Source organism: Streptomyces sp. NBC_00286 (assembly GCF_036173125.1).
Lineage (GTDB): Bacteria > Actinomycetota > Actinomycetes > Streptomycetales > Streptomycetaceae > Streptomyces.
The window spans coordinates 1,670,600-1,697,319 of record NZ_CP108054.1 but is presented as its reverse complement, the minus strand read 5'-3'; the positions used below and the strand labels follow the sequence as shown (position 1 = coordinate 1,697,319).

Annotated in this window: 15 protein-coding genes; 2 read left to right on the top strand and 13 right to left on the bottom strand. The window is 69.7% G+C overall.

Features of this window, described 5'->3' with window-relative positions; genetic code table 11:
- From OHT21_RS07705 to OHT21_RS07660, 10 genes are all read right to left on the bottom strand, one after another.
- Positions 1–1,062, bottom strand: a complete 1,062-nt coding sequence (locus OHT21_RS07705) for a hydroxymethylglutaryl-CoA reductase (RefSeq protein WP_328767505.1) — start codon at positions 1,060–1,062, stop codon at positions 1–3.
- Positions 1,059–2,150: a type 2 isopentenyl-diphosphate Delta-isomerase gene (gene fni, locus OHT21_RS07700; protein WP_328767504.1), complete on the bottom strand. Its 1,092-nt coding sequence runs from the start codon at positions 2,148–2,150 to the stop codon at positions 1,059–1,061. The genes OHT21_RS07705 and fni overlap by 4 nt, the downstream gene beginning before the upstream one ends.
- A complete protein-coding gene (locus tag OHT21_RS07695; RefSeq protein ID WP_328767503.1) occupies positions 2,147–3,274 on the bottom strand; it encodes a phosphomevalonate kinase in 1,128 nt (375 codons plus the stop codon). Before OHT21_RS07695 ends, fni begins: the two co-directional genes overlap by 4 nt.
- Positions 3,271–4,323: a diphosphomevalonate decarboxylase gene (mvaD, locus tag OHT21_RS07690; RefSeq protein ID WP_328767502.1), complete on the bottom strand. Its 1,053-nt coding sequence runs from the start codon at positions 4,321–4,323 to the stop codon at positions 3,271–3,273. The genes OHT21_RS07695 and mvaD overlap by 4 nt, the downstream gene beginning before the upstream one ends.
- Positions 4,316–5,347 carry a mevalonate kinase gene (gene mvk, locus OHT21_RS07685; RefSeq protein WP_443050326.1) on the bottom strand — a complete coding sequence of 344 codons (1,032 nt, stop codon included), beginning with the start codon at positions 5,345–5,347 and terminating at the stop codon, positions 4,316–4,318. The genes mvaD and mvk overlap by 8 nt, the downstream gene beginning before the upstream one ends.
- 236 nt (positions 5,348–5,583) lie before the next feature.
- On the bottom strand, positions 5,584–6,666 hold the full coding sequence (locus tag OHT21_RS07680) for a polyprenyl synthetase family protein (RefSeq protein ID WP_328767500.1): 1,083 nt from the start codon (positions 6,664–6,666) through the stop codon (positions 5,584–5,586).
- Positions 6,667–6,964: 298 nt separating this feature from the next.
- Positions 6,965–8,359 (bottom strand): cytochrome P450, encoded by a 1,395-nt coding sequence (locus tag OHT21_RS07675; RefSeq protein WP_328767499.1) that lies wholly within the window; start codon positions 8,357–8,359, stop codon positions 6,965–6,967.
- Between the two features lie 63 nt (positions 8,360–8,422).
- The gene (locus OHT21_RS07670; protein ID WP_328767498.1) at positions 8,423–9,499 is read right to left on the bottom strand and encodes a terpene synthase family protein; all 1,077 of its coding nucleotides are present in this window, start codon (positions 9,497–9,499) and stop codon (positions 8,423–8,425) included.
- Positions 9,500–10,336: 837 nt separating this feature from the next.
- Positions 10,337–11,839, bottom strand: a complete 1,503-nt coding sequence (locus OHT21_RS07665; RefSeq protein WP_328767497.1) for an MFS transporter — start codon at positions 11,837–11,839, stop codon at positions 10,337–10,339.
- A 138-nt stretch (positions 11,840–11,977) separates the two neighbouring features.
- On the bottom strand, positions 11,978–12,394 hold the full coding sequence (locus OHT21_RS07660; RefSeq protein WP_328767496.1) for a PPOX class F420-dependent oxidoreductase: 417 nt from the start codon (positions 12,392–12,394) through the stop codon (positions 11,978–11,980).
- A gap of 80 nt (positions 12,395–12,474) precedes the next feature.
- Here OHT21_RS07660 and OHT21_RS07655 point away from each other — a divergent pair, with 80 nt between their 5' ends.
- Entirely contained in the window at positions 12,475–12,948 is a 474-nt protein-coding gene (locus OHT21_RS07655; protein WP_328767495.1) for a hypothetical protein, read from the top strand.
- A gap of 277 nt (positions 12,949–13,225) precedes the next feature.
- Here OHT21_RS07655 and OHT21_RS07650 read toward each other — a convergent pair whose 3' ends face one another.
- Positions 13,226–13,474 (bottom strand): hypothetical protein, encoded by a 249-nt coding sequence (locus OHT21_RS07650; RefSeq protein ID WP_328767494.1) that lies wholly within the window; start codon positions 13,472–13,474, stop codon positions 13,226–13,228.
- A gap of 255 nt (positions 13,475–13,729) precedes the next feature.
- Between OHT21_RS07650 and OHT21_RS07645 the strand changes: the two genes are divergently transcribed.
- On the top strand, positions 13,730–14,296 hold the full coding sequence (locus OHT21_RS07645) for a TetR family transcriptional regulator (RefSeq protein ID WP_328767493.1): 567 nt from the start codon (positions 13,730–13,732) through the stop codon (positions 14,294–14,296).
- A gap of 173 nt (positions 14,297–14,469) precedes the next feature.
- On the opposite strand, the gene OHT21_RS07640 is transcribed toward OHT21_RS07645, so the two are convergent.
- Together OHT21_RS07640 and OHT21_RS07635 are read right to left on the bottom strand one after the other, a co-directional pair.
- Positions 14,470–25,341: a non-ribosomal peptide synthetase/type I polyketide synthase gene (locus OHT21_RS07640; protein ID WP_328767492.1), complete on the bottom strand. Its 10,872-nt coding sequence runs from the start codon at positions 25,339–25,341 to the stop codon at positions 14,470–14,472.
- Positions 25,301–26,638, bottom strand: coding sequence for an MFS transporter (locus tag OHT21_RS07635; protein ID WP_328767491.1), 1,338 nt, complete (start codon positions 26,636–26,638; stop codon positions 25,301–25,303). The genes OHT21_RS07640 and OHT21_RS07635 overlap by 41 nt, the downstream gene beginning before the upstream one ends.
- Positions 26,639–26,720 lie beyond the last annotated feature (82 nt).

The window sequence follows — 26,720 nt, the reverse complement described above, 5'->3', positions numbered from 1 at the left end:
TCAGGCACCGACCTTTGCTGTCTTGTTGTCGCGCTCCAGTTCGACGTGCGCACGCATGAGTTCGCCCGGGTTGGTCTGTGCCGCGAGCAGCGAGAGCTCGCCGCAGAGGACCGTCGCCGCCGCGATGACGGCGAGCCGGCGCGCGTTCTCGCCGGGGGCGCGGTCATCGCGGCAGCCGAGGCGGGTCAGGTTCGTCTCCACGAACTCCAGGCCCTTGCCGTTGCCCACGGTGCCAACGATCAGGTTGGGCAGGTTGCAGGAGAAGTAGAGGTCGCCGTCGCGGTCCTCTGCCAGGGTGACGCCCTGGGAGCCCTCGACGATGTTGGCCGCGTCCTGGCCTGTGGCCAGGTAGAACCCGAGCAGCATGTTGGCGTAGTGGGCGTTGGCCGAGCGGATGCCGCCGGCCAGCAGGGTCCCGAGCAGGTTCTTGCGGATGTTCAGTTGGACGATCTTGGCGGCAGTGGTGTGCAGGACGCCTTCCACCACGGCGCGCGGGACGAGCAGTTCCGTGACCACGTTCTTTCCGCGGCCGAGGATGCCGTTGATCGCGGTTGCCTTCTTGTCCGTGCAGTAGTTCCCGGAGATCGATCCGTAGGAGATTCCCGGAATGGTCTGCAGGAGGTGCGTCAGAAGGGTGTCGGAGGCGAGCGTGGCCATGTTGTGGCCGGAGGCGTCGCCGGTGCTGAACTCGAACCGGATGAACAGCAGGTTGCCCGCGATCTCGTGTCGGACGGTGAGCAGCTCGGCGAACCGGCTGCACGTGCGGACCACGGCGCGCAGTTCCTCGATCCGCGCCTCGATGGCGCGGGCGGCCGTGTACGCGGTCTGGGCGTCGGTCGCCTCGACGAGCACCGAGCGGGTCATGCGCTCATCGACAAGGGTGGCGACGATGCCCTCCTCCGCGAGCATGGACACCTTCGCGCCACGGCCCACGGAGGGCCACAGCGGCGTCTCGTAGGTGGCGAGGGGGACGTGGGTGTCGATGTTGGCAACGTTCCCGGAGATGCGAAGGGGCCCGACCCATTTCATGGGGACCCTGGCAATGGCGTGCGTTTCGGTCATCGTGTTCTTCCCGTCGAATCGTGGAGGACGTCGGCCGATCGGGAACGCCGGGCGAGTAGCCCCGTGTCGATGCCCCGGTCGGCGCAGAAGGAACGGAGGGTGCCGTGGATGATCAGGTCGTTGCTCGCGAGGTCGGCGGGGGCGCGCGCGCCGAGCATGGTCTGCAGGGCCGCGAGCTGGTCCAGCCAGTTCGTGATCTGCGCGATCAACGCCTCGGGACCGCCGTCGAGCAGGGTGCGCAGGAACACTCCGGAGGCCCCGACGCCGGAGGCACCCAAGGCCAGGGCGCGGGCGGCGTCGAGGGGATGGCGGACGCCGCCGGAGGCGAGCACGGGGAGACCGGCGCCCTGCGCGTCCAGGAGGCAGGCGGCGGTGGACTGGCCCCAGTCGTGGAGGAACGCGTAGTCGCCGAGTGGGCGCCGGCCGTTCTCGATGCGGGCGAAGTCGGTGCCGCCCCGGCCGCCGACGTCCGCCACGCGGACACCCAGTTGTCGCAGCGTCAGGATGGTTTCCCGGCTCAGGCCGTTGCCGACCTCCTTGACGATCACGGGCACGTCGACAGCCGCCGTGATCTTCTCGATCTGCGAGACCCAGGACCCGAAGGACCGGTCGCCCTCCGGCATGGCTGTTTCCTGCGCCGTGTTGACGTGGATCTGCAGGGCGTCGGCCTCCAGCAGATCAAGGGCACGCTGTGTGTCGGCGACCGATGCCGTCGCGTTCACATTGGCCATGACGAACCCGTGGGGGTTCTCCTGGCGCAGGACGCGGAAGGTGTCGGCACACGTCGGGTCCTTCAAGTAGGCGTGCACGGAGCCCGACGCGATGGGCACCCCGGTCTCGCGGGCGGCTATCGCCAGACCCCTGTTGATGACGCCGGTCTTGGTGGTACCGCCGGTCATCGCGTTGATGTAGAGCGGCACCTGCCAGGAGATTCCGGCGAAGGTCGTGGCCAGGGACACCTGCGGCCGGTCGATGCCGGCCAGGGCGTGGTGGACGAAGGACACCTCGTCGAACTGGTTGATCCCGCTGCGGGTGTCATGTTGCTCCATGGCGAGCCGGACGTGGTCGTCCTTGCGCTGAGTGCTCATTTCTCGATTCCTTCCGGAGCGGGCCGTACGGGCAGGGGCAGCACCCCGGCCGCGGCCCACCGCTGCCGTACGTGAGAGATGTCGTGCGTGGCTTCGGCGTCGAGCAGGGCGATGCCGCAGTCGCCGCCGCCCGCGCCCGACGGCTTCGCGGCGCCGCCGACGGTTTCGGCGGCCGCGCACAGTGCTGTCAGCTCGGGTGTGAAGATGCCGAGCCCGACTTCGTCGTCGAGGCGGGCCAGATCCTGCCGGGCACGGCGGATCTGCCGCAGCAGGCCTTGGCCGTCGCCGGCCTCAAGGGCGGTGATCGAGGCGCGTACGAAGTCGGTGGAGGTCTCCACGAACGTGCGGTGCGACGCGGTGCCGCGCCAGGTCCGGCGGTGCAGATTGGACACGAGCGAGGTGGTGGAGGCCGGGTTGCCGGTCCAGCCGACTTCGAGCGTGAGGCCGCGTGGGGCCGGAAGCCTTCGGACCGAGTGACCCGGCCAGGGTGTGCGCAGCCCTTCCTCGATGCCGTGGCGGCGGGTGAGGTTGAGCACGAAGTCCCGGTCGGGTGCCTGGTACGCGATCCAGCCGCCCCATGTACTGGCGGCAAGGTCACCGCCGGAGCCCTTGGGGTCGATCCCGGCCGAGGAGATCACGGCCAGGCGGTACCGGGCGTCGAGTGAGAGGTCGAGGCCGCACAGGGACGTGACGGCGTCGATGGTGGCCACGGTCACCGCACCGCTCGATCCCAGGCCGTACTTGCGGCCGTTGTCATGCAGCCGGCTGCTGATCGAGATGTCCAACCCGGGCAGGGGCAGGCCGCGTTCGGCCAGCAGCCGTCCCACGGTCTCGACCGCCGACACCACGTGCGCCAGTGCGCCGCGCGCGCCGTTCTCGTCGGGTTCCCCGTTCTTCGTGCCGGGACCGTGGAGCCGGCCGTCGAGCCATCGCCAGTTCACCGCTCGGGCGACGAGATCGGAGGAGATCACGACATCGGGCGCGTCGGAGCGGGTCACCGTGACGGTGATCTCCCGGTCCACGGCCACCAGGACGGCCGGGGTACCGGGTTCCACCACCGCGTACTCACCCGCGACGAACAGCTTGCCGGGTGCGGTGCGGACGACCGTTTGCCCGGAGGTCATCGTCCGTCCTCGTCCACCAGGCGGGCGCCCCGCCCCGGCCCGGCGATGTGCACGGTGGCGCCCGCGGCGGCGCCGCGCACGGCCTCGGCGACCCGGTCGGCGTCCGTGCGACGGCAGAGCACCTTGACGTTCGGTCCGGCGTCCATGGTCACGTAGGCCGATATGCCGTCGCGCCGCAGCTGCAGCACACTGTCGAGGACGGTGAGCGAGGCGGGCGCGAGGTAGCGCACCGCGGGGCGCGCGCCCAGCATGGTCGCGTGCATGCCGAGCGAGTTGCGCTCCGCGATCTCGCCCACCGCGTCGAGGTCGCCGCGCAGGAGCGCCTGCCTCATCTCGGTCAGGTCGTCCCGGCTCGACGCGGCCCAGGGCTCGAACAGGGGTGAGGTCTCGACGGTGCGGCGCATGGCCGCGCGGCTGGACACCTCCTTGGGGCCGGCGTTGACCACCGCGATGACCAGTGCGGGGTCGAGGTCGCCCGCGGGTACCGGCTCGGCGTAGGAGCTGAGGTCCGCCTCCGCGGGCGGCGCCGTGTGGGTGCCGGCGTTCCATACGGCGAAGCCGCCGAAGATCGACCGCGAGGCCGAGCCGGAGCCGCGGCGGGCCAGGCGGGAGAGGCCGGTGTCGTCGAGGTCCAGTCCGTACGCGGTGGCGGCGGCGACGGCGAGCGCGGCGAACCCGCTGGCGGAGGACGCCAGGCCCGCCCCGGTGGGTACGGTGTTGCGGGTGTCGACGACGGCCTGGTGCGTGAGCCCGGCCCGCTCGCGCACCAGGTCGAGGAATCCGGCGATGCGCCGCCGTTCCTCGCCCGTCGCGGGTGCGCCGTCTAAGGTCACTTCGTCGTCCGTGGCCTCGGCATCCAGGTGGACACGGGTGGTCGTGGGGAAGATGTCCAGGGTCATCGACAGGCTGCTGGTCCAAGGGAGGAAGAGGCGCTCGTCACGCTTCCCCCAGTACTTGATCAGCGCGATGTTCGGGTGCGCGACGGCGGTGGCCCCGTGCGCGCCGGGCTGTTCCTGCGGGTGGAGCACGGTGGTCTGCTGCTCAGACATGGCTGACGAGCCTCCTCAGCGGGACGATCCACGTCTGCACGGCTCCGGCTTCGTGCAGCCGCCGGGTGACCTCTCCGGCCTGCTCCGGCTGGGTCAGTGCGAGGACGCAGCCGCCCAGTCCGCCGCCGGTGATCTTGGCGCCGAGGCTGCCCGCGGCGAGCGCGGCATCCACCATCGCCTCGATCCGGTCGGTGCTCAGCCCGGCCTCACGGAGCAGTCCGTGGTACTCCGTCAGCAGGGAGCCGAGCTCCTCCGGCTTGCCGGCGGCGAGGGTGGTCACGGCCTCGCCGGTGAGTTCCGACGCCCGGCGTACGAACCTCTCCTGTGTTCCGGCGTGAAGTCGGAACCTCTCCCGTAGCATGTCGGCCGCTTCTCTGGTGCTGCCGACGACGCCGCTGTCCGCGATGATGAACAGCGCGTCCCAACCGACACGCAGCGTGCGGGCCTCGCCCGCCTGGAACAGCAACGGGGCGCTCGCGCCGACGGTGACGGCGTCGACACCGCTGGCCTTGCCGTGCATCACGTTCTCGGAGGTTTGCACCAGGTCGAACGTCATCCGCTGCGAGACCTCGCGGCCGCAGAGGTCGCCCAGGGCGAGGACGACGGCACGGGCGCAGGCCGCGCTGGAGCCGAGCCCCCTGCCGAGCGGGATCGAACCGTCGATGATCACGTCGAGGTGTCGGCCGTCGTTGAGGCCCATGGACGCCCTGAAATCGGTGGTCAGCCGGCGCAGTCCCTCGGAGGCCTGCGTTCCGACCTGCTTCCAGGCGGATCCGGTCATCGTGAAGGACACACCGGTCGGCTCTCCGCCACGGGTGGAGAACCCGGCGCTGGCGGTGATCGACAGCTGCGGAACGGGCAGGGCGAGTGCCGGGGCTCCGTACACGACCGCGTGCTCCCCCAGCAAAATGGACTTGGCGTGGGCGCGGCCGGTGCCGACCGAGCGAGCGTGGCGACATTCAGCCGTCCCCCCCACCGGGGCCGGTGGAGTCGGCGTGCGCAGCTCCCTTTGTCGAAATTCCATTGAGATCGCGTCATCCAGGTTTCTAGGAAGGAATGAAATAGGCCCGTTCGACCGCGTGTCGCGTCATGCTTCGGTCACCCATGGGCACCGCGGCCGGTGGTCGCGGCCGCGGGCACGAGCAACGCCACCGCACGGGGTGAATCAGAGCGTCGAACCGCACCGCCGGTGCGTGCTCGCGAACCGATTCCGTGGCGGATGCCGGGTCGGTTCTCCTCCGGTCGCCCTCGGCAGCGGGTTCAGGTGGTCCTGAACGTTGTGGTGGCGACGAAGGTGTCGAGGGTCTTCCTGACCTCGTCCGGGAACGGGGCCTCGTCCAGGACCCGCCGGCCACGCTGCACCCGGTCGGTGATCATCTGCTCGACCTTGTCGGCGGCTCCCGTGGCCCGCAGTATTCCGCGGACCGTCTCGGCGTCCGCTTCGTCCAAGTCCGGGTCGCCGACGAGGGACTTCAGCACGCGCGCCTGCTCGGGGTCGGCGGCGTGGAGGGCGTGTGCCATCAGGGCTGTCGCCTTGCCCTCCCGCAGGTCGTCCAAAGTCGACTTGCCGGTCTTGGCCGGGTCGCCGAAGACGCCGAGGAGGTCGTCCCGCAGTTGGAAGGCTTCTCCGATCGGCAGGGCGTAGGCGGTGCAGACGTCCAGCAGGGACTGGTCCGCTCCGGCGAGGGCCGCGCCGATGTGCAGCGGCCGCTCCACGGTGTATTTGGCCGTCTTGTAGCGGATCACGGCCAGCGACCGTTCGACGTCCGCGGTGGGCTGTCCGGTGGCCAGCAGGTCCCAGTACTGGCCGATCATCACCTCGGTTCGCATGGCGTCCAACAGCGGTCGGACGGCGACCAGTTGCTGCTGGTCGAGACCGCTGGAGTACAGCAGCTCGTCCGACCACACCATGACCAGGTCGCCGAGCAGGATCGCGCTGTTGGTGCCGAACCGCTCGGCGGTCGTGCCGTTCGCCCCCGTCTCCAGCGCGCGGTGGAGGGTCGGACGGCCGCGCCGAGTGTCGGAGGCGTCCATCACGTCGTCGTGGATGAGGGTGAAGGCGTGGAAGAGTTCGAGCGAGGCCGCCGCGCCGATGACGGGCTCCGTTTCGCCGTATCCGCGCGCCGCGTGCCAGCCCACCATGCACAGGAGCGGCCGTATGCGCTTGCCGCCCGCGGTCAGGAAGCCACGCAGGTGCTCGATGAGCGAGACCAGGTGGACATCCGTGTCCTTGAGGCACTTGCCGTCGAGGAAGGCGTTCAGTCGCTCATCGATCAGGCCGCGCAGATGAACCGAGTCCAGGGCGTCGGCTCCCAGCTCGCGAAGGCTGGTGGTGGGGCTCATGTGTCGTTGCTCCTGTTCGTCAAGACCGTGTGGGCCGCGTCAGTGAGGGCGTGACACGGGAGGGAAACCGCCGAAGAGAGGCATCACTTTCCGGCCGGGCGGAGGAGGGTCCCGGCAGTCGACGGGCCGCGCCGCGGGTGCGAGTCACCGATGGAGCGGCGAGCGGTGACGGGATGTTCGGACCGCGCCGGATGGCCGGCCCTCCGCACACGTGCGTTCACATGTCGGAGGGCAGGCCGGACAGGGGCGGCCGCGGGTGCAGGACCTGCCGGGCCCCTGTCGGTCGAACGGAACGGGTTCAGCTCGCTGCGGCCTGCGGCTCGCGCGCCGGCTGCCGTCGGGTCGGCACGACCGTGAACTGGTCGGGACGCAGGCTCATGCGCACGAGGGCGCGCGTGGGGCGGGTGCCCGGGGCGCGGTCCAGCTTCCAGTACTGGGCCACGGTGGCCACGATGACTTGGGCCTCGGTGAGGGCGAACACGTCACCGATGCACTTGCGGTTCCCGGCGCCGAAGGGCAGGTAGGCGTCGCCCTTGCGCGCGGTGGTCGACATGGTGAGCCACCGGTCCGGCTCGAAGCTGTCGGGGGCGTCGAAGTAGCGGGCGTCCCGGTTCAGCAGGAAGGGGCTGTACGACAGCTCAGTGCCGGCCGGTACGGGCAGCCCGCCGAGCGTGGTGTCGACGGCGGCGCGACGGCTGAGCAGCCAGGCCGGCGGGTAGAGGCGCAGCCCCTCGGCGACGACGTTGCGGGTGTACGGCAGCTTCCTCAGGTCCTCGGCCGTCACCGGGCGGCCGGCCAGCACCTCGTCGAGTTCCGCGTGCAGCTTGGCGGTGACCTGCGGGTTCTCGTGCAGCAGGTGGAAGATCCACGACATCAGGACGGCGGTGGTCTCCGCGCCCCCGAGGAGCAAGGTGATGGACTGGTCGTGCAGTTCCTGGTCAGTGAAGCGGTGTCCGTCCGCGTCGACCTCGGTCATCATCGTGCGCAGCAGACCGCCGCCGTCGCCCGAATGGCGGTAGCGATCGATGGTCTCGTTCACCACCTGGTGCAGCTGCGCCTCCGCCCGCTTGTAGCGCTGGTTGCCGGGGGTGGGCAGGGAGGACAGGGCCGGCAGCGGGTTGAGCATGCGGAAGAACATGCCGTCGATCACGGTGTTCAGTGCTGTCGGGAGACCGTGGTGGCCGCCCCGGCGCACCTCGCCCTCGCCGGGCTCGGAGAACAGGCAGCTCAGCGCCACGTCGGCGCTGAGGTTGCCCATCTGCAGCAGGAGGTCGACGTTTTCGCCCGCGGGCCATTCATGAGCCGACGCTGCTGCCTGCTTCTGCATGATGCCGACGTACTCGGCGATGCGCGCGGGGTGGAAGGAGGGCTGGATCAGACGCCGCTGCTTGCGATGGACGAGGCCGTCGACGGTGACGAGACCGTCTCCGAGCACCGTGCGCACGCGGTCCATCACGGGACCGCCCTTGACGAAGTCCTTGACCTTGTCGGTCAGCATCTCGTGGACGAGATCGGGGTGGCACGCGATGTACATGGGGGTCGGCCCCACCATGATCTTCACGAGGTCGCCCTGCTCGGGCAGCGACCGGAGGAAGCTGAGCGGGTCGCTGCGTAATCGGTGTGCGTGCCCGAGCACGGGCAGCGCGCTGGGTGCGGTGCCTTTCGTATAGCCGCGGGTTGCCTGGCCTGTCATGGAACGAACCTCCATGCGGTTGTTGAGGGTTGTGCGGACCTGTCGGGCTCTGTGTTGCCGCTGTCAGCCCTCCAGCTGGTCCCACCACCAGGCGATCTGTGGAATCGGCAGGGGCGCGGGGTCGTCGTCAGCGGGCTCGTCCGCCCAGACCAGGCCGTAGCCGCCGAAGTTCTGTTCTTCGCCGGTCTCCGGGTCGACGGGCGCGCAGTAACGGGTGGTGAAGTCCGCCCAGATGATGTGACCGCGAATCCAGTAGCCGATCTCGTGGACGTAGCGCCTCAGTTCCGGGCGGGCGGTCGCGGAGACCTCGTCGCGCAGACGCAGGTACACGGACATGATTCGGTCACGCAGCGCGCGGACTTCGGCGACCGCTTCCTCGGGTGTGCATTGCTGGTCGCGCACCACGATGCTGATGGCGTTCTGGTCGAACAAGCCTTGCAGATTCTCCCGATGAATTGAGATCAGGTCGTTGTCGAGACCGACGATGACGGACACGGCTTCGGACGCCGCGCGCACTCGGGGATCGAGACGTTCGGCTGCGGTCAGTTCGTATCCGCCGCCGATCGGAGTGAGTGCGGTCAGCCAGGGGCCGGCCACATCGTTGCCTCGCATGATCAGGTAATCCCCCAGTTCGGGGAGTTCACCGAGACTCTGGTTCGCGCATTTCCACAGCACACCGTCGAAATAGCTGCAGAAACCCTGGCGCAGATGCTCAAGTTGGCCCGGTGTCGACACGGCGGAGATGTGCTTCCAAAAGTCCTGGAAGGAGGAGAGGTACGGATCCCCGGGCGGCACGACGGACTTGGGCGAGGCGAGGATGTGCTTGAGGCGGCTGACGTGGACGGTCAGAGGTGCGGGCTGGTCCAGCCCTGGGATCACGTCGAGGTCGTCGTCCCAGGCACCGCCCCAGTACATGACATAGGTGATGATCTCGGCGCACCGGTCGAGGACATATGGCATGCAGTGTGCGGTGTACGAACCCGCCTTCATTTTCGGCAGCCAGTCACCCTCCTTGCGAAAACCTTGCCGAAACATCCAGGCAACAGCGCCGGCATCTATTTCATCCGGCTTGTCGTACACAACGTCGGGTAATGGGCAAAAGAATGGCGGAACACCTAGTGAGCGGCGCACGGTTGTCATGCCAACACTCCCTTCGGGCAGGGCTGAACGGCTGGAATTTCACAGAGATGCCGGAGCGAACCCAGGAATCAACCCGGAGCGCCAGATGGCCTCGGGCGGTGGAGCCGCGTGCGACCGACAGCGTTGTCGATGTCACCCGATGACTGCCGCTAAAAACTAACAGGATAGTTAGCCGTGAACCACAGGTTGGCGCGTTCTCGACTGTGCGATCGAAGGCTGGAAAAGTTCCCGAGCGCGCCGCAATGTCCCATATTCAAGTTATTCCGCTTTAGTGTCGAGCGTGACCTCTGGGGGTGAAATGCGATACGTAACCCTCGACCTTGAACCTGAATATGCCCCTGGAACGCGAGGCTCCCATTCCAATTGAAGCCGAAATTCTGGCATATGACCTGCATCACATGGCTAATTTCGACCGAAGGCCGGAATCGGGAATGCCATCCGCCGGTTCCGTAAAGCCGTGGACCGTGGCCCAGGGCAGGAAGTCATCCGGGAGGTGGCGCCACTGGACCCAGTGCGGTCCGCGTAGGAGATCGCGGCTCGGACGGCCTGGACGGTCATGCCGCGGCGTCGATGTCTCAGCGAGGGGTACGACCCATCCGGTGCGACGCGGTCCGTGATGGAGCGATTCCGAGGCGTCGGGCCGAAGCAGGCTCCGCGCCGTGCCGCCCCGGAGCCCAGGGAGGACCGTGGGCGCCGTACTCAGCTTCCCTCATGAGTCGTTCAAGGGTCGCCCGACCAAGCAGCCCCCCGAGGCGTGACCGTCAGCGCGGGTGTGCGACGGCCCCCCGGGGGGCTGCTTCCTGTTCGAGGATGGAGAGGATTTCGTGGAGCAGGTCGTCACATGGCGACGGTCTTCGCCGCGTCGGGGGACTTTTCCCGAACGCCGGGGCGGTACAGCAGGAAGGTCACGACGAGGCCGACGGCTGCGAGGCCGGCTGCCCACCAGTACGCGGTGGAGTAGCTGTGCAACGCCGCCTCGGCGACCACCTCGGGCGTGGCCTGCCGGCTGCTGAGATAGCTGCCCGCGGCGCTCGCCGCGAGCGTGTTGAGGATGGCGATCCCCAGCGAACCACCGATCTGCTGCGTGGTGTTGACCGCCGCAGAGGCCACACCGGAGTCGTCCTCGTGCACCCGGTAGGTGGCCAGGTCGATCGCCGGCGCATAGACCATGCCGAGACCGAGGCCCAGGACGACCAGCGGCGGCAGAATGCCTCCGACGTAAGTGCTGTCCAGCTCCAGGCGGGTGAACCAGACCATGCCCACGCCCAGCAGCGCCATCCCGAGGGGAATCACGATCTTCGGCCCCACCCGGGGCATTAGGACCCCCACGGCCAGGCCGGAGGCAACGACCAGGGCGACCGGGATGGGCAGGAAGGCGAGCCCCGCCTCGACCGGGGTGTACTTGAGCGTCTGCTGCATGTAGTAGGCGAGGAACAACGCGACCGCGTACATGCCTCCGGTGGCGACCAGAATGGCGATCTGCGAGGCTCCCCGGTCCCTGTCGAGGAGGATGCGCAGGGGTAGCAGCGGCCGGTCCGTCGTCGACTGCCAGTACGTGAAGAGGGCGAGCAGGGCGAGACCCCCGACCAGCAGACCCCAGCTGGCGGGAGAACCCCACCCGTGCGACTCGGCGTTGGAGAACCCGTACACCAGGCCGAAGAGTCCCAGGGTGACCAGCACCGCGCCGGGGACGTCGAGCTTGGCGCGTTGGGCCGCCCGGGGCTGACGCTCGATCAGCAGCAGACCGCCCAGGAACGCCGCCGCCGCGAACGCCAGGTTGATGTAGAGGGTCCAACGCCAGTTGAGGTACTCGGTCAGCACGCCGCCGAGCAGATTGCCGAGCGCCCCGCCGGCGCCCGCGATGGCACCGAAGATCGCGAAGGCCCGGCCCCGTTCCTTGACGTCGGTGAAGATGGTCGTCAGCAGAGAGAGAGCCGCCGGCGCCAACAGGGCACCCGAGACACCCTGGAGCGCTCTGGCCAGCACCAGGAGTTCGAAGTTGCCGGCGGCTCCGCCGAGCACCGAGGCGGCGGCGAAACCGACGACACCCGCGAGGAAGGTCTCCTTGCGGCCGAAGAGATCGGCGATACGCCCCCCGATCAGCAGCAAGCTGCCGAAGGTGAGTGCGTAGGCGGTGACGATCCACTGCCTGTCGTTGTCGGAGAAGCCCAGGTCGGCCTGTGCGGACGGCAGCGCGATGTTCACGATGGTGGCGTCCAGCATGATCATCAGCTGGGCCAGAGCGATCACGGCCAGCGCCCACCACCGCCGCGAGGACCGCGGGGACGAAGGTCCTGACTCGTGCGGAATGCTGGTGGGTTCGCCGGTGGATAACGACATGGCGGGGCCACTCCGTTCGGAAATAGTTGACTAACTAGATGGTTAGTCTTCTGGCGCAAGGCTGCCGGAGATCCGAGGGTCCGTCAACAAGGGTTCGGACGGGGCATGAGGGCCGGACGCGGCAAGTGGCCGCGAGGGTCACTCCGTGAGTCGGATCCGGATGCCCACCGTGCGGTGCCCGGGCCCCTTCAGTCGACTTCCGAGCAAGCCGACCCGCGCGACGAGACCGTACTTGCGCTTCATCAGGTCGAGGTAGTGAAGGGTGTCCTGATCCGCGGGCAGCTCGGCGACACCCGACACGGACTCTCCCTTCGGGGCCCCCCGCCAGTCACACGGGGCGACGGTCACCCGGCCGCTGTTTCGGATCCGTTTGACCTTGCCGGTGTCGGCTACGCTCCACACGGCCAGGCAGTCCCCGTCCCTCATCACCCACACCGGAGTGGGCACCGCCCGCCCGTCCCGGCGGAACGTCGTGAGAAGTACGTACCTGCATGCCGCCAGTCGCTCAACCGAGCCGCTCGGTAAGGGTGCTGAGGGGAATGGTGAGGTGGTCACCGCGCTAGCATAACTGGTTAGTTAACGCGCTGTCGCCGCGACCCGACGCGGCTTCCGTCCCACCCGACGAGGAGCGATACGTGCTGAAATTCGCCTGGGCAGTGCTCGCTGGATTCACCCTGGGTACCCCGGCCGTGCCGTTCGGCCTCTCGATCTCCCTCGCACCGCCCATCGCACTCCTCGCCGTGCTTCTCGGCGCGGCCGGGTGCCTGCTGTCCGCCGTCTTCACGGTCGGATGGCTGCGTACCCGCTGGCAGGTCTGGCGCTCGAAGCGGCGACCCATCACCGCCGGGGCACCGCCCGGGAAACGTCGGAACCGACTCGACGGCCCCACCGGCCGACGGGCCCGGCGCGTGGTGAACAGGTACGGCGTCATCGGCTTCGGCATCATCGGGCCGGCGCTCTTCGGCACCTGGGGATCGGCCATGCTGGGCACGGCGCTGGGCCTGCCTCGGTGGCAGCTGATCGGCTGGCTCATGGCAGGCGTCACCCTGTGGTGCACCGTCATGCTGCTCGCTTCCGAGGCACTGATCGACGCACTCGGACTGAGGTGACGACACCCGCCGGGCCCACGACGGCGTCCGCCTTCACCGGCCGGGAGCCGATCACACCGACACTCGGCTCCGATCCCCGGCCCGCCTTCTCACGGAGTTTCCCGCGCGGCCAGTCGTGGAACTCGATGACCAGACCATGGTCACGCCCCGCGTCGGAAGAGGGCGTGGACCGGGAGGATTCCACGGCGGGGCCCCAATGGCATTGCTCGCCACTTGATGCTGTTGTCCACCAGGTAGTGGACCGCGTCCGACATCGCCGGAGGCAGTACGCCTCCGGCTACCCACCTCGTCCTCCCTGGTAACCGGAGGCGATCAGGGCCTGCACCCGCGAACCGCGGTCGGTTTCGATCCCCACTACCACCCCGGCCGGACCCAGGTACCCCCCGCCGTGCCGCGCGACGAGTTGGTGCGGCTTCACGATGCCCTCCACTCCCTCGGGCAGCTTCGCTGTGGCCTTCCGGCCCGCCTCGTCCCGGGTCTCCACATCGCGTCGGCCTTCGTCCCAGCCATCACCGATCAGGGGCAACTCAGCTGCTCTTTCAGGCACTTCGCTCTCTGCGGCCTACGTGAGGCGGCGCACGGCCTCATGGATTCAGTGCTCACACCACCAGGGGCAGGCACGCCACCCCATCAGCGGTCCGGCCTCCCGGCCGACCATCGGGGCACGGTCTGACCACCGAACTCACCGGTTCCGGCGGCTAAAGCGCTCATCTGGCGACGGCAACGGCACCGAGTCTCTTCGCCACGGCAAGACCCATTAGGCGCTGTTAACATGACCCCCATGTCCCGAGCCGAAGCCACGAAGGCGCGCATCCTCCAGGCGGCGACGGAGGAGTTCGCGGCATACGGGATCGCGGGAGCCCGAGTCGACCGGATTGCCAAGGCTGCCTCGGCGAACAAGAACCTCATATACGTCTACTTCTGCAACAAAGACGGGCTCTTCGACGCCGTCTTCGACGCACACGTCGGGCGAGGCCTCGACATGGTGCCCTTCACACCTGACGACCTGCCGGACTACGCCGGGCGACTGTTCGACTTCTACCAGAAGCACCCCGAGGTGCTCCGCCTGGCGACCTGGCACCGACTGGAACGCGGCACTGCCGTGGAACGGGACCCTGCCGTCGCCGAGCCGACCCGCAATAACAAGCTCGCCTCGTTAGAAGCGGTCCGGAAGGACCAAGTGGGCACATCGGGCTTCGCCCCGGCCACGCTTCTCACCCTCGTCCTGGCCATCGCCTCGGCCTGGAGCCCGACGAATGCCGCGAGCATGCCGGCGACGACTCTCCTGACGTCGGACCCGGCGGAATGCCGGAGCGCGATCATGGAGGCCGTGCGGCGCATCCTGTGACGGACAGCGTGCGTCACTCGCCTCCGCCGCGTACGCGGGAGATGACCACGGCGCGGACGTCCGGCCGCCACGTCGGCCGGTCTAGGACCCGCCACGGCTCGCCGGGCTTCCAGCCCTCACCACGCGGGCTCACGCAACCTGCCCAAGCCGCCCTTCACGCCGTGCCGCAGCGGTCAGGCCGGAGGCTTGTCCCGAGCGAGCCGGAGCAGGGGGACGATCAGGGTCTCCAGCGGGTGATCAGGGGCCTCTGTGGCGTCCTCCAGGAGTTCGGTGAAGGCCGCCCTGCCCCATGCCTCGATTGTTGTATGGGCGAACAGGTCCGTGGAGTACTCGAAGGTGACGGTGATGGCGTCGTCTGTCGGTACCAGGACGACGTAGAGCTCGTTCCGCGATACCCCGTGCACGGGGAGGCTGTGCACCGAGGCCGAAACCGACCGCAGGTCCAGGGTGGGCGGTGGTGTGGTGACCACGGTGAACAGCACGGTTGGGAACAGTGAGTCGCCGATGTCGGGCGCGACCAGCTCGATCACATCCCTCAGCGGCAGCTCCTGGTGGTCGAGCGCGGTGAAGAGCGTCGAGCCCAACTGCGTCACGAGGTCGGCGAAGGTTCCAGCCTCGCCGAGCCGGGCGCGCAGCAGGATGGCGTCGCCCAGCAGTCCCACCACGTCCGACCGTTCGGGACGCATGCGGTTCGAGCTGGACGCGGCCAGCACCACGTCCTCGTGCTCGCCGCACAGTCCGGCCGCCCACGTGGCGAACGCTGCGGCCAGCACGGTGTACGGGGTTGTGCCCAGGCGGGTCGCGGTGTCCTTGATTCGACCGGGCGTGTCGCCGTCGATGACCCAGGAGTGCAGTGCGCCGCGGCCGGACAGCGTCTCGGGCCGAGGCCGGTCGTAGGGCAGTTCCGGGCGCAGGGTCGCCCCGCCGAGTTCGGTGGTCCAGAACTGTTCGAGCTGCGCCCTGCGCTCGCCGCCCAGTCGGGCTTCCGCCTGCGCACAGTCCGTGAACTGGGCGACTGGTGCGAGTTGGGCGTCCGTGCCGTCGCGCCGGGCGTTGTAGAGCTCCTGCAGGTCGCGCCAGATGAGGCCCATGGACCAGCCGTCGCAGACCGCGTGGTGGAACACCGTCACCAGCACCCAGCGGTCCGGGCTGAGCTGTGCTAGCCGGAAGCGGAACAACGGTGCGTTGTCCATGGCGAAAGCGCGGGACGCATGATCCTGGCACCACTGCTTGACGGATGCGGCGTCGTCGGCGTGTGCGGACAGGTCGGTGACCGGCAGCTCTACGGGTACTTCTGCCAGGACCTCGACCAGATATTGCCCGTCGCGCCGTGCCATCCTGCTGCGCAGTGCGTGATGGCGGGCCACCAGTTCCTCCAGGGCATGGGCAAGGATTCCGGGGTCCAGTTCTCCCTGCAGGTCGATCCGGTGGGCAATGTTGTAGACGCTGGGGTTCTCACGCTCGTGGTGGCGGTGCCAAAGCCTGCGCAGGATGGCGGTCATCGGCACGGTGGCCACCACCCGGTCCGTCGGCGTAGACCGTTCGCGGTGTGCCGCGACGCCCCGGATGGTTGGATCGCGGAAGAAGTCGGCCATGGACATCTCGACGTCCAGCTCGTTCGCCATCCGGTTCAGCAGTCGGATCGCGCTCAGGGAGTGGCCGCCGAATTCGAAGAAGGACCGGGTCACCGGCACCCTGGGCGCATCGAGTTCGTCGCACCACAGCTCGTGCAGGGACTTCTCCAGCCTGGTGGCTGGCTCCGCGTCGGCCTCCCCTGCCGCGTCGTCGGGCGCGGGCTCGGGCAGCCGGTCCCGGTCCAGCTTGCCGGAGACGTTCACCGGCAGCCGCTCCAGGCACACCCAGCGGCTCGGCACCAGGTGCTCGGGGAGTTCCGCGGACAGCGCGGCACGCTGCCCGCGCAGGTCGTCCGCCGAGGTCACGGGCACCACGTAGGCGACGAGTTCGGCTTCACCGTGCCGGTCGCGGCGGGGTACTACGGCCGCGTCACGGACCCCGGGGAGCGCGGTCAACGCCCTCTGGACCTCGGCTGGTTCGACCCGGTGCCCCCGGATCTTGACCTGGTCGTCGGCGCGGCCGCAGTACTGCAGCGTGCCGTCCGTACGCCAGCGCCCCAGGTCCCCCGTCCGGTACAGCACGGATCCTGAACCGTCGTCGAGGAAGGCAGCGGCCGTCTCCGCGGGCCGTGCGTGGTAGCCATACGCGACCGGAATGCCGCCCACGTGGATCTCACCGACGGCTCCCATCGGCACCTCCTGTCCGGTGCCGTCCAGGAGCAGGATCTGCGCCCCCGGCACCGGGGCGCCGATCGGCGGCCACTCCTCGCCGCGTGGATCGACGCGGTGCGAGGTGACGATGACGGAGGTCTCCGTAGGCCCGTACTGGTTATACAGAGCGCACTTGGGGTGCGCGGCGAGGAACTCGCGGAAGGCGTCGGTGAGCTGGAGCGCCTCGCCCGCCGAGAACAGCTCCCGCAGGGACGGGAATTCGGGTCCGGTTTCGATCAGGTACTTCAGGGGGGTGCACGGCATGAATATCCGCTGCACCTCGTGGCGGCGCACCACCTCCGCGACGGCCGCGGGGTCGTGCCGCACCTCGTCGTCGATCAGCACGATCGCGGCTCCGGCGGCCAGCGTGGTGAAGATCTCCTGCACGCTGACATCGAAGGCGGGCGAGGTCCACTGCAGGGTTCGCAGGGCCGGGTGCCGCTTCAGGTGCCCGCGAACCAGGTTGGCCGGTCCCCGATGGGGCACGACGACTCCCTTGGGGCGGCCGGTCGAGCCCGAGGTGTAGATGCAGTACGCGGGGTCTCCGGGCCGGGCCCCGTCGTCCGGAGAACCTGCCGCAACGTTGTCGTCCACCTCATCCACCAGCTGCACGGGCAGCTGTGCCGCCAGCTCCGGGTGCCGTGCGAGCACGGCGTCGGAGGTCAGCAGCAGGACCGGCGCGCCGTCGTCAAGGAGCGCGGCGATCCGCGGGGAGGGGGCGGAGGGATCGAGGGGCAGATACGCGGCCCCGCTCTTGAGCACCCCTAGCAGGGCAGTGATCAGTTCCGGGCCGCGCGGGAGCAGCACCGCCACGCGCTCCCCGCGTGCCGCACCCCGGGTGCGCAGCTGCCGGGCGAGCCTGTTGGAACGTGTGTCCAACTCCCGGTAGCTGACATGCTTTTCACCGCTCATCAGGGCGACGGCGTCCGGAGTCCGCTGCACCTGCTGCTCGAACAGCCCGTGCAGGGTGTTCTCGGCATCCGGCAGCGGCTTATCCCGGTGTCCCAGCCGCGCCAGGGCCGTCCGGTCGCCGTCGGTGACGGCGGTCAGTTCCCTCAATCGCGCACCTGGAGTGTCGAGAGCGCGGCGCAGCACCTGCTCCACGTAGTCCACGAAACGGCGCACGGTGCTCTCGTCGAAGAGGGCTGTGTCGTACTCGACCATGAACCGCACGCCGTCCCGGTGGTGCGTCAGATACACGCTGAGGTCAAACGGGGCGCGTGCGCTCGGCATGTCCAGCAGGGTGGCCGTCAGCCGGGGCGGGTCGAAGTCCACGTCGGCCTCGTTCTCGTACTCCACCATCACCTGGAAGAGCGGGTTGCGCCCCGGGTCGCGCCGCGGGTTCAGCGCGGCCACCAGCTCGTCGAAGGGCACGCCCTGGTGCTCGTACGCGGTGGTGCTTCTCTCCCGCACCCGGTGCAGCAGGGTCAGGAAGTCCGGGTCGTCGGCGAGGTCCAGGCGCAGAGCCACGGTATCCAGGAACAGGCCCACGTGGTGCTGGGCGTCAGCCGGGCGGGCGGCGACCGCGGTGCCGAGGACCACGTCCTGCTGCCCGCTGAACCGGCCGAGCGCCGCTGCGATGGCACTGGTCAACGTCATGAAGAGGGTCGCGCGGTGTCCGGCGGCGAACGTGCGTAGACGGCCGACGAGTTCGGCGTCCAGCGCGTGGGTGAGGCTCGCTCCGGCTCCGGACCTGACCGGCGGGCGGGGCCGGTCGGTCGGCAGGGAGAGCTCGGGGGCGTCGCCGAGCTCACGCCGCCAGAAGTCGAGGGAGGCGGCCAGCGCGGCGGACTCCGGCTGGTCGGCCGGGGGCGCCTCGCTCAGGGTCGGCAGTGCCGGTGCGCCGTGCGGCCAAGAGCCGTAGTAAGCGGCCAGGTCGCGCGTCAGCACCGCCGTGGAGGAGGAGTCGAAGACGATGTGGTGGGCCAGCAGGAAGAGTAAATGGCGCTCCGCCGACAGGCGCAGCAGCCGGGCCGTGACTAGCGGCCCGGTGCCCAGGTCGAGAATCCGGCGCCCCTCGGACCCGAGAGCGGCGCGCAGCGCCTCCTCCTCCGTCGCCCCAGTGTGGTCGTCGACAGGGCACTCGAGCCCTATCCGGTCACGTATCTCCTGGTAGGGCACTCCATCGGTGTCCCCGAACACTGTGCGCAGCGCCGGATGCCGGTCCGCGATCCGCTGCAGCGCCCACTGCAGCGCCGGAACGTTCAGCGGGCCGTCCAGACGGATCGCTTTGGGTTCGTGGTACATGCTCGTCCCCGGGTGCAACTGCTCCAGGAACCAGATGCGGCGCTGCGCAGGCGACAGCGGCAGCCGCTTCTGGAGGGACGCCGTCTGCTCCTCGGCCCCCGTCCGCTCGCGGTGGTGGACCCGGTCGAGCACCGGCAGCGACGCGAGGACCTTCTCCTGCGGAACGCCGAAGTCAACGAAGCAGGCGATCTCGTCCGCTCCTGCATCCACTAGGCGGCGCACTGTCTCGGCGGCGGTGTGCTCGTCGCCGATCAGGGCGCGCGAGTCGCAGTAACGCTCGTAGGCGCGCCCGAGCAGGAACTCCACGTCCTCCTCAGGTGCGTTGTCCAGGTCGACCTCGAACCCGAGGCTGTTGGTGACCTGGTCGAAGAGAGACAGCGAGGAGCGCAGATACGACACGAACGGCCGGTAGGCCTCGGCCCGTGCACGGGCCGCGTCGTCTTCCAGGTACGTGTGCACCAGCACCACGACGCGGCCCGCCGCCGGATCGAGTCCGTGCTCGGCGCGGGTGCGCCGGTACAGCGCGATGTTCTGCGCCAGCTGCTCGACGCTCTGTGTCATCAGGTTGGTGACCACGCCCAGATCCTCGGCGGCCGCCCGGCGGTAGCTGTCCGGGTTGCCCACCACGGCCGCGTACATGGGGAGTTGCTGCTGTATGGGGCGGGGGTGCAACCGTATCTCGACGGGTTCGCCGTCGCCCGCGGTCGTCGCGAGGGTCTGCCCCGACCAGAGCTGCCGTACGGTCGCCAACTGCTCGTACATCACCTCGCGGTGTCGGCCGAAGTGTTCGGGGGCGAGCGCGAAGTCGGTTGCGTGCCAGCCGCTCGCGAAGCACAGGCCCGCCCGGCCGCCGGAGATGTTGTCGACGACTGACCACTCCTCGGCGACCCGGACCGGGTGATGCAGCGGCAGCACGACGGAACCCGCGTGAAGCCGGATGCGGCTGGTCCGGGCCGCGAGCGCGGCTGCGAGCACGGACGGGTTGGGGAAGAGCGCGCCGAAGGAGTTGAAGTGGCGCTCCGGAAACCATAGGGCGTGGAACCCGTGCCGGTCGGCGAAGTCCGAAGCCTCCATGATCAGCGCGTACTTGTCGCGGTCGCCGTCCTCCGGATAGTCCCCGAAGAAATACAGGCTGAAGTCACACCCGGCGGTAGGCACAGCCGACATGGGTTCGGGCACCGCCGGTACGGGGCGAGGGGCTGGGGCTGGCGTGCGGGTCGGCGGCGAGGCCGGTGTTGGGGCCGGTATCGGCGTACGAGACAGGGCTGCCCGGCTCTCGGCGGGCGGCGGGTCCGCGGATGCGAGCACGTCGAGTTGGCGGGAGATGACCCCGGTCACCTGGTCGACGAGCTGCTCCGCCAGCTTAAGCTGCTGCCCGAAAAGCTCGTGGAGCTCCGGGGGTGTGTCCGGGGTCGCCCCCGGTGCCGCCGCCGTCCCCTGGGCCGTGGCCGGTGCCGGTTCCTGGCGCGGCTGCTGCGCGTCCGTCTCCTGGCGCTGCTCCACGGTCCTGGTCCCGGCCCCGGCCGCCCCGGCATCGGTCTCGGCCGGTGTCGGGACCGCGGCGCCACGCAGTCGTGTCAGGTGTTCGGCTAGCTTGCGCGGGGTGTCGGCCGAGGAGAACAGTTCCCGGACCGGGATGCGTACGCCGTACCGGTGTTCGATCTCCGTCGTCATACTCATCAAGGAGAGCGAGTCCGCGCCCAGCTCGAAGAATGAGCTGTCGGGCGCGACGTCCGCCCCCGCGTGGCCGAGCTTATGTGCCGCCAACGCCCGTACGACATCGACCAGTTCGCCGGAAACAGCGGACTCCGCCGGGGCAGCCGGTCGTTGCAGCTGCTGCCCGTGAGCCTGGGCCGGCGGGGTGGCCTGGGGTGCCACCCGGCGACGCCGCAGGGGATGCCCCGGCAGCGGCACCCTGCCCCCGCCGCCGTTGAGCGCACGCCACTCCAGCTCAGCCCCCCTGCAGTACAGCGAGCCCAGCGCTGTCAGGAGACCCCGCACCTGGTCGGCTTCCCGGGTGCCCCGGCCCTGTCCGCTCAGCCAGCGGCTCCCGGGCACGCAGTGTCGGCCCAGGCCGGTCAGGGTGTCCCCGGCGCCGATCTCCAGGAAGTCCTCGCAGCCCTGCTCCGCCGCGGCGGCCATGGCCAGGTCGAAGCGGACCGGCTGCCGCGCCTGGCGATAAAGGTAGTCCGCGTCGACGGTCCAGCCCGCGGGGCGCGGCTCGCCGTCGGCCGCCGTCACCAAGGGGACGCGCAGCGGGCCGTACGCCACCCGCTCGGCGTGGGCGCGGAACTCACCCAGCGCCGGTTCGACCGCGGATGTGTGGAACGCCCGGTCGACGGGCATCGCCCGCCACCGCAGCCCTTCCTGGTCGAGCAGGCGCGCCGCCTCCTCGACGGCCCTCGGCGAGCCGGAGATCACCTGAGCGCGCGGCCCGTTGACCGCAGCCAGTTCGGCCCCTGCAGCCTGCGCGATGCGCCGCGCATCGGCCTGGTCGGCGCGGATGGCGAGCATGCCGCCGGGCGGGCATTCCGTGTGCATCAGCCGTCCGCGCCACGCGGTGAGCCGCAGACCGTCCTCGAGCGCGAAGGCACCGGCCGCGTACAGGGCCGCGTACTCGCCGACGCTGTGACCGAGCAGCAGTGCGGGGCGGACCCCGGCGGCGCACCACACCTCGGCGAGCGCCGACTGATGGGCGAAAAGCGCGGCCTGGGCCGTTTCGGTGGGCCAGACCTCGCTACCGGCCCAGGACCCGTCCGGCCCATCCACCTCGTCCAGCAGGAGCGGGAGGAGAGTGCCGCCGAACTCGGCGTTGTAGATCTCCTCGCATCGGTCGAGGGTGTGCCGGGCCGCGGGATACGCCGCGTAGAGGCCGCGTGCCATGCCGGGGCGGGCGCTGCCCTGTCCGGAGAAGGCGAACGCGAGCCGTCCGAGCGGTTCCTGCGGACCGGGGGGTGTGGGCTGCTCCTCCAGCGCGCGGGCGAGCTCCGCGGCCGTCTGGCCGACGGCCGCGGTCCGCGCCGTGCGGTGCGGCCTGCCGAGCGCCATGGTGACCGCGACGTCCGCGGCCGCGAGTTCCGGCCGCTGCCGCAACCGGTCACGGAGTCGGCCGGTCAGTTCGCCCAGGGCTTGTTCGTCCCGGGCCGACACCGGGACCAGTACGGGCAGTTCCGGTACGGCCGCCGAGATCGGGGGCGGCTTGGGAGGCTCCTCGAGTATCACATGGGCGTTGGTGCCGCCGACGCCGAGTGCGCTGACCCCGGCGCGGCGCGGCGCACCATCCGGGGTCGGCCACGGCCGCAGCTCGGTGCCCAGCACCAACGGGCCGCCTGCCAGGCGGAGTTCGGGGTTGGGGCGGGTGAGGTGCAGCGTCGGCACCAGCGTGCGGTGGCGCAGCATGAGGACCGTCTTGATCAGCCCGGCCATTCCGGCGCAGCTGTCGAGGTGCCCGATGCTCGGTTTCACCGAGCCGACGGTGCAGAATGCGGTGCGCCGTGTGCCCTCGCCTAGAGCCCTGCTCAGTGCTTCCAGTTCCACCGGATCGCCGAGCCGGGTGCCGGTCCCGTGTGCTTCCACGTATGAGATCGTGTCGGCGGGGACGGCCGCTCTGCGCAGCGCCTGGCGTACGACCTCGGCCTGCCCCGCGACACCGGGTGCGCTGAAGCCGACCTTGCCCGCGCCGTCGTTGTTCACCGCGGAGCCCAGGATCACCGCGTGCACGGTGTCGCCGTCGGCCAGCGCCCGGTCGAGTCTCTTGAGCAGAACGGCGGCCACGCCGTTGCCACCGACGGTGCCGTCGGCCTCCGCGTCGAAGGCCCGAAGACGACCGGTGGGCGACAGGATGGACCCTGGGTGGCTGAGGTAGCCGGTCTCTTGCGGGAGGTGCACGGCCGCGGCGCCTGCAAGCGCTAGGTCTGCGTCGCCGTTCAGCAGCGCTTGGGCCGCGAGGTGCATGGCGACCAGCGAGGTGGAGCAGGCCGTCTGTATGCCGATGGCGGGGCCGGTGAGTCCGAGCCGGTAAGCGACGCGGGACGCAAGGAAGTCCGGCTGCTGCCCGACGGTGGTCTGGATGCCGGTGGCGGGATCCGTCTCTCCGTGGGCGGCGCCGGTCGCCGACGGCTGCTGATGGTCGTAGAGGTTCATGCCCGAACCCGCGAACACCCCGATGCTGATGCCCGGTTCGGCCGCCGCGTAGCCGCCGTCCTCGAGCGCCTGATGGCAGCACTCCAGGAACAGCCGGTGCGCGGGATGCGTAAGTCCGGTCTCCTTGGGGCTCATCCCGAAGAACTCCGGGTCGAACTCGTCAACGCCGTCGAGGACTCCGGCGACAGGCACCAGTTCGGGCGCCCGCTGCTGCTCCGGGGACAGCCCCGCAGCCGCGAGCTCCTCCCCGACGAAGACCCTGACGCTGTCCACACCGTCGCGCAGGTTGGCCCAGAACCGCTCCACGGAGTCCGCGCCCGGGAAGCGCAGCGACAGTCCGATGACCGCGATGCGCTGATCGATTGACTCCGCCGAGTCGGTGTCGGTGGCCGCGGTTTCGGTCCGTGCCTCGGTGGCGTCGGCCAAATGCGCGGCGAGAGCGGCGGCCGTGGGGTGTTCGAAGAACGCGGTCTGGGCGATCTCCGTGGCGAGCCGCTGTTCGAGGCTGGCCTGCAGGCGTACGAGGAGCAGCGAGGTCAGGCCAAGTTCGTAGAACGGTATGTGCGCGTCCACCTGGCGCCCGAGCAGGGCGGCGATCTCCTCCCGCACCGCGCGCGCCATCTCGTCGGGGTCCGCGGCGGCGGGCGGGGGGGCGCTTGTCCGGAAGTCGCCGTCGATCAGGCGGTCCCGGAGTTCGGTACGACGCACCTTCCCCGCCGGAGTCCTCGGGAACTCATCCTGGGGGACGGGCAGGACGTGTGCGGCGGTGAGCCGGAGCCGGGTGAACAGCGCCGCCTTTACCTCCCGTGCGATGCGCGCGTCGTCGTCGGCACCGCGGCTCACGAAGAACACAGCGAGCTCCTCCGTGCCGCTGTCCGGGTTGGGAATCCCGCACGCGGCGACCTCCCCCTGCCGTACGCCCCCGACGACTGTGGCGGCCTCCTCGACCTCGTGGCAGTAGACGTTGTGCCCGTTGAGCACGATCACGTCCTTGCGCCGACCGGTGATCACGACCTGGTCGCCGTCGAGGAAGGCCAGGTCACCCGTGTCCAGCCAGTCCCGTCCGGCGGGGAAGGCCGCCGCGTCCGCCTCCGGGTTGTTCACATAGCCCGGGGTGAGGCGGGCGGGCGAGTGCACCTGGAGTCGGCCGATCCTGCTCTCGGACACCGGTTCTCCACGGTCGTCGACGATGCGCAGGGTGACGCCGTGCGCGGGCGAGCCGGCCGCGACGAAGGTGACACACTCGTCCTCCGGAGTCTGTTCGCCGACCCGTACCAAGTCGCCGCTCAGGCTGCTCTTGAGCAGCCGTTGTACGGTGCCCGGCCGGTCGAGCCGGCCATAGGTGACCGCCGTGACCGTCTCGGCCATCCCCCAAACCGGCACGATGTGTCCATCCCGGATTCCGTACGCGGCCGTCGCGTCGAGGAAGCGACGCAGCACAGGCAACGCGATCTGCTCGCCGCCGCAGACCAGGGACTTGAGGCTGCCGAGGTCCCAGTAGCTGTTCGGCCCCTCGGCGAGCGCGTCCGCGACGAGCTGGTAGGCGAAGGTCGGCGCCCAACCGTGCTGCGCCTCGTGCTCGGCGAGAAGGTCGAGCCAGCGCAGCGGTTCGGCCAGGACCAGTTCGGTGGGTGCGTGGACGTTGGTGCAGTCCGCGAAGACCGCGAGCAGGTGGTAGAGCAGGAACGCGCCGCTGTGGTCGACCGGCAGCCAGTTCACCATGGTGTCGTCGGGGTGCACGTCGAGGATGCGTCGGCTGCTCGCGGCGAAGTCCGCCAGACCGGCGTGGGTCAGCTGCGCGGCCTTGGGCACACCGGTGCTGCCGGAGGACAGCATCAGCAGGGCGGTGTCCGAACTGGCCGGCTCGGTGTGGTCCTCCGCGGGCGGCGCGCTCAGGCAGGCCTGCGCGACCGCTACCCGCACCTTGGGAGCAGCCTGCGCCAGCACCGCCGCACCACCCGCGTCGCTGAGCACCAGCGGCTGGTCCAGCAACTCACAGGCGTGCAGCAGGCGTTCCAGCGTCGGCGAGCCCGGCGCGGGCTGCTCCGCGATGGTCACGGGCCGGAAGCCGCCGAGCACGCAGGCCCAGAAGGCGGGGAAGAACTCGGCCAGCGGCAGCCCGCACAGCACCACCGCGTCGCCGCTGCGCAGCCCGTGCTCCCGCAGCCCCGTGAGTAGACGCCTGGCCCGTAACAGCAGTTCGGGATACGACTGCGCGGTCGTGGCACCGTCCGGAGCGACGGTGATGACAGCGGCACCGGAGGCGCGGTCCGCGGCCCGCAGTAGCGCCTGCACGGCGTTGCGTGGATCGTCCTCGGTGTACTCCGGCTCAGGTCCCGGGCAGAGAGCTTGCCCCCGTACGCGTTCCATGCTTGTCCTCTTCCTCTTCTCCACTCGTGGACGACAGCGGCCGTGCCGTGCCGCGGAGGGCAGCGGCGCACAGCAGCAGAACCAGCGCGCCGCACACCGCCGCACCGTGGAACGCGCCCACGACGGCCAGGGCGGGCATTGCCTCGAGAGCCGCCGCGGCAGCCACCGTGCCCAACGCGAACCCGGATGTCTCCGCCGCGGCGGACAGCCCGAAGAGCCGACTGCGCTCCCGGTCGGAGGCCGCTTGCAGGCGTGAGGTGTAGATGATTTCGGTGCAACCGTCCGCGAACCCTGCCGATACAGTGACCACCATCAGCGCGGGAGCAGGCAGTCCGGTGAACGCCGCCACAAAGGAGAGCGACATCACGCAGGTGCCGATCGCGAAGGCGCGTTCGCCCCACGACGTCTCGCCTCGCCTGCGTTTGAGTACCTGGTGGGCAAGAAGCATGCCCACCGCCCATGCCACCCAGAACCGGGCCATGAACACCGCCGGGTTGGACGGGTCGGTGGAGGCCGCGACTACGGGCAGGGCGACGTTGTGCGACGAAGAAGCAAGGGCGTCGACGCCTCTGAGCAGAATCATGCCAAGCAGGAATGCGGGGACGCCCGCTGTCCAGCGCCGCAGACGAGGAGCGCGGCTCTTTCGCGGCAGCGAGCCAGCGCTTTCCAGGCTGTCCCGTTCCGCCTGTGCATTGCTCTCCGCGGCTTCTGCTGGTGGGTCTCCCTCCTCGCCGTCCGTGCGCGGCCGAAGGACCAGCAGCGCTGCTGCGGACACCGCGAAACTCGCGGCATTGACGGCGAACGCGATGGCGTAGCCGCCGAACCCGATGACCGGGGCCGCCGAGGCGAAGCCAAGCACCGTGGCCAGGGAGCGAGCCGTGACCAGCAGCCCGTTCGCGCGGGCGCGGCCCTCCTGGCCGACCATGACCGGAACCGCACTGCGCAGGGCGACGGTGAAGAAAGTGTTCCCTGCGCCCAGGATCACGGCCACGCAGGCGAGCAGCCACAGGGGCGTGCTCGAGGCGCAGAGCGCCAGAACGGCCATGGCAACACCTTGGAGAACATCCGTACAGATCATCACGGTCCGGCGGGTGGCCCTGGCCGACAGCGCCCCGGAAGCGAGCCCCGCCAGGAAACCGGAGAACAGCCGTAACGCCATCACCGCGCCGATACCGAACGCGGTGCCGGTGACCTCGTAGGAGAACAGGCTCAGAGCAATCAGATTGAGGTAGTTGCCGTAGCTGGACAGGGCGTACGCGGACACAAGGGCTCGAAACGGCCAGCCCACGCCCCCCATTGCGCCCCCTCGCTGTGTACCAGCTCGTCACCGGTTACGAATCCGCTTGATCGTAACCAGGCTGTTAATCAGCATCCTCCAC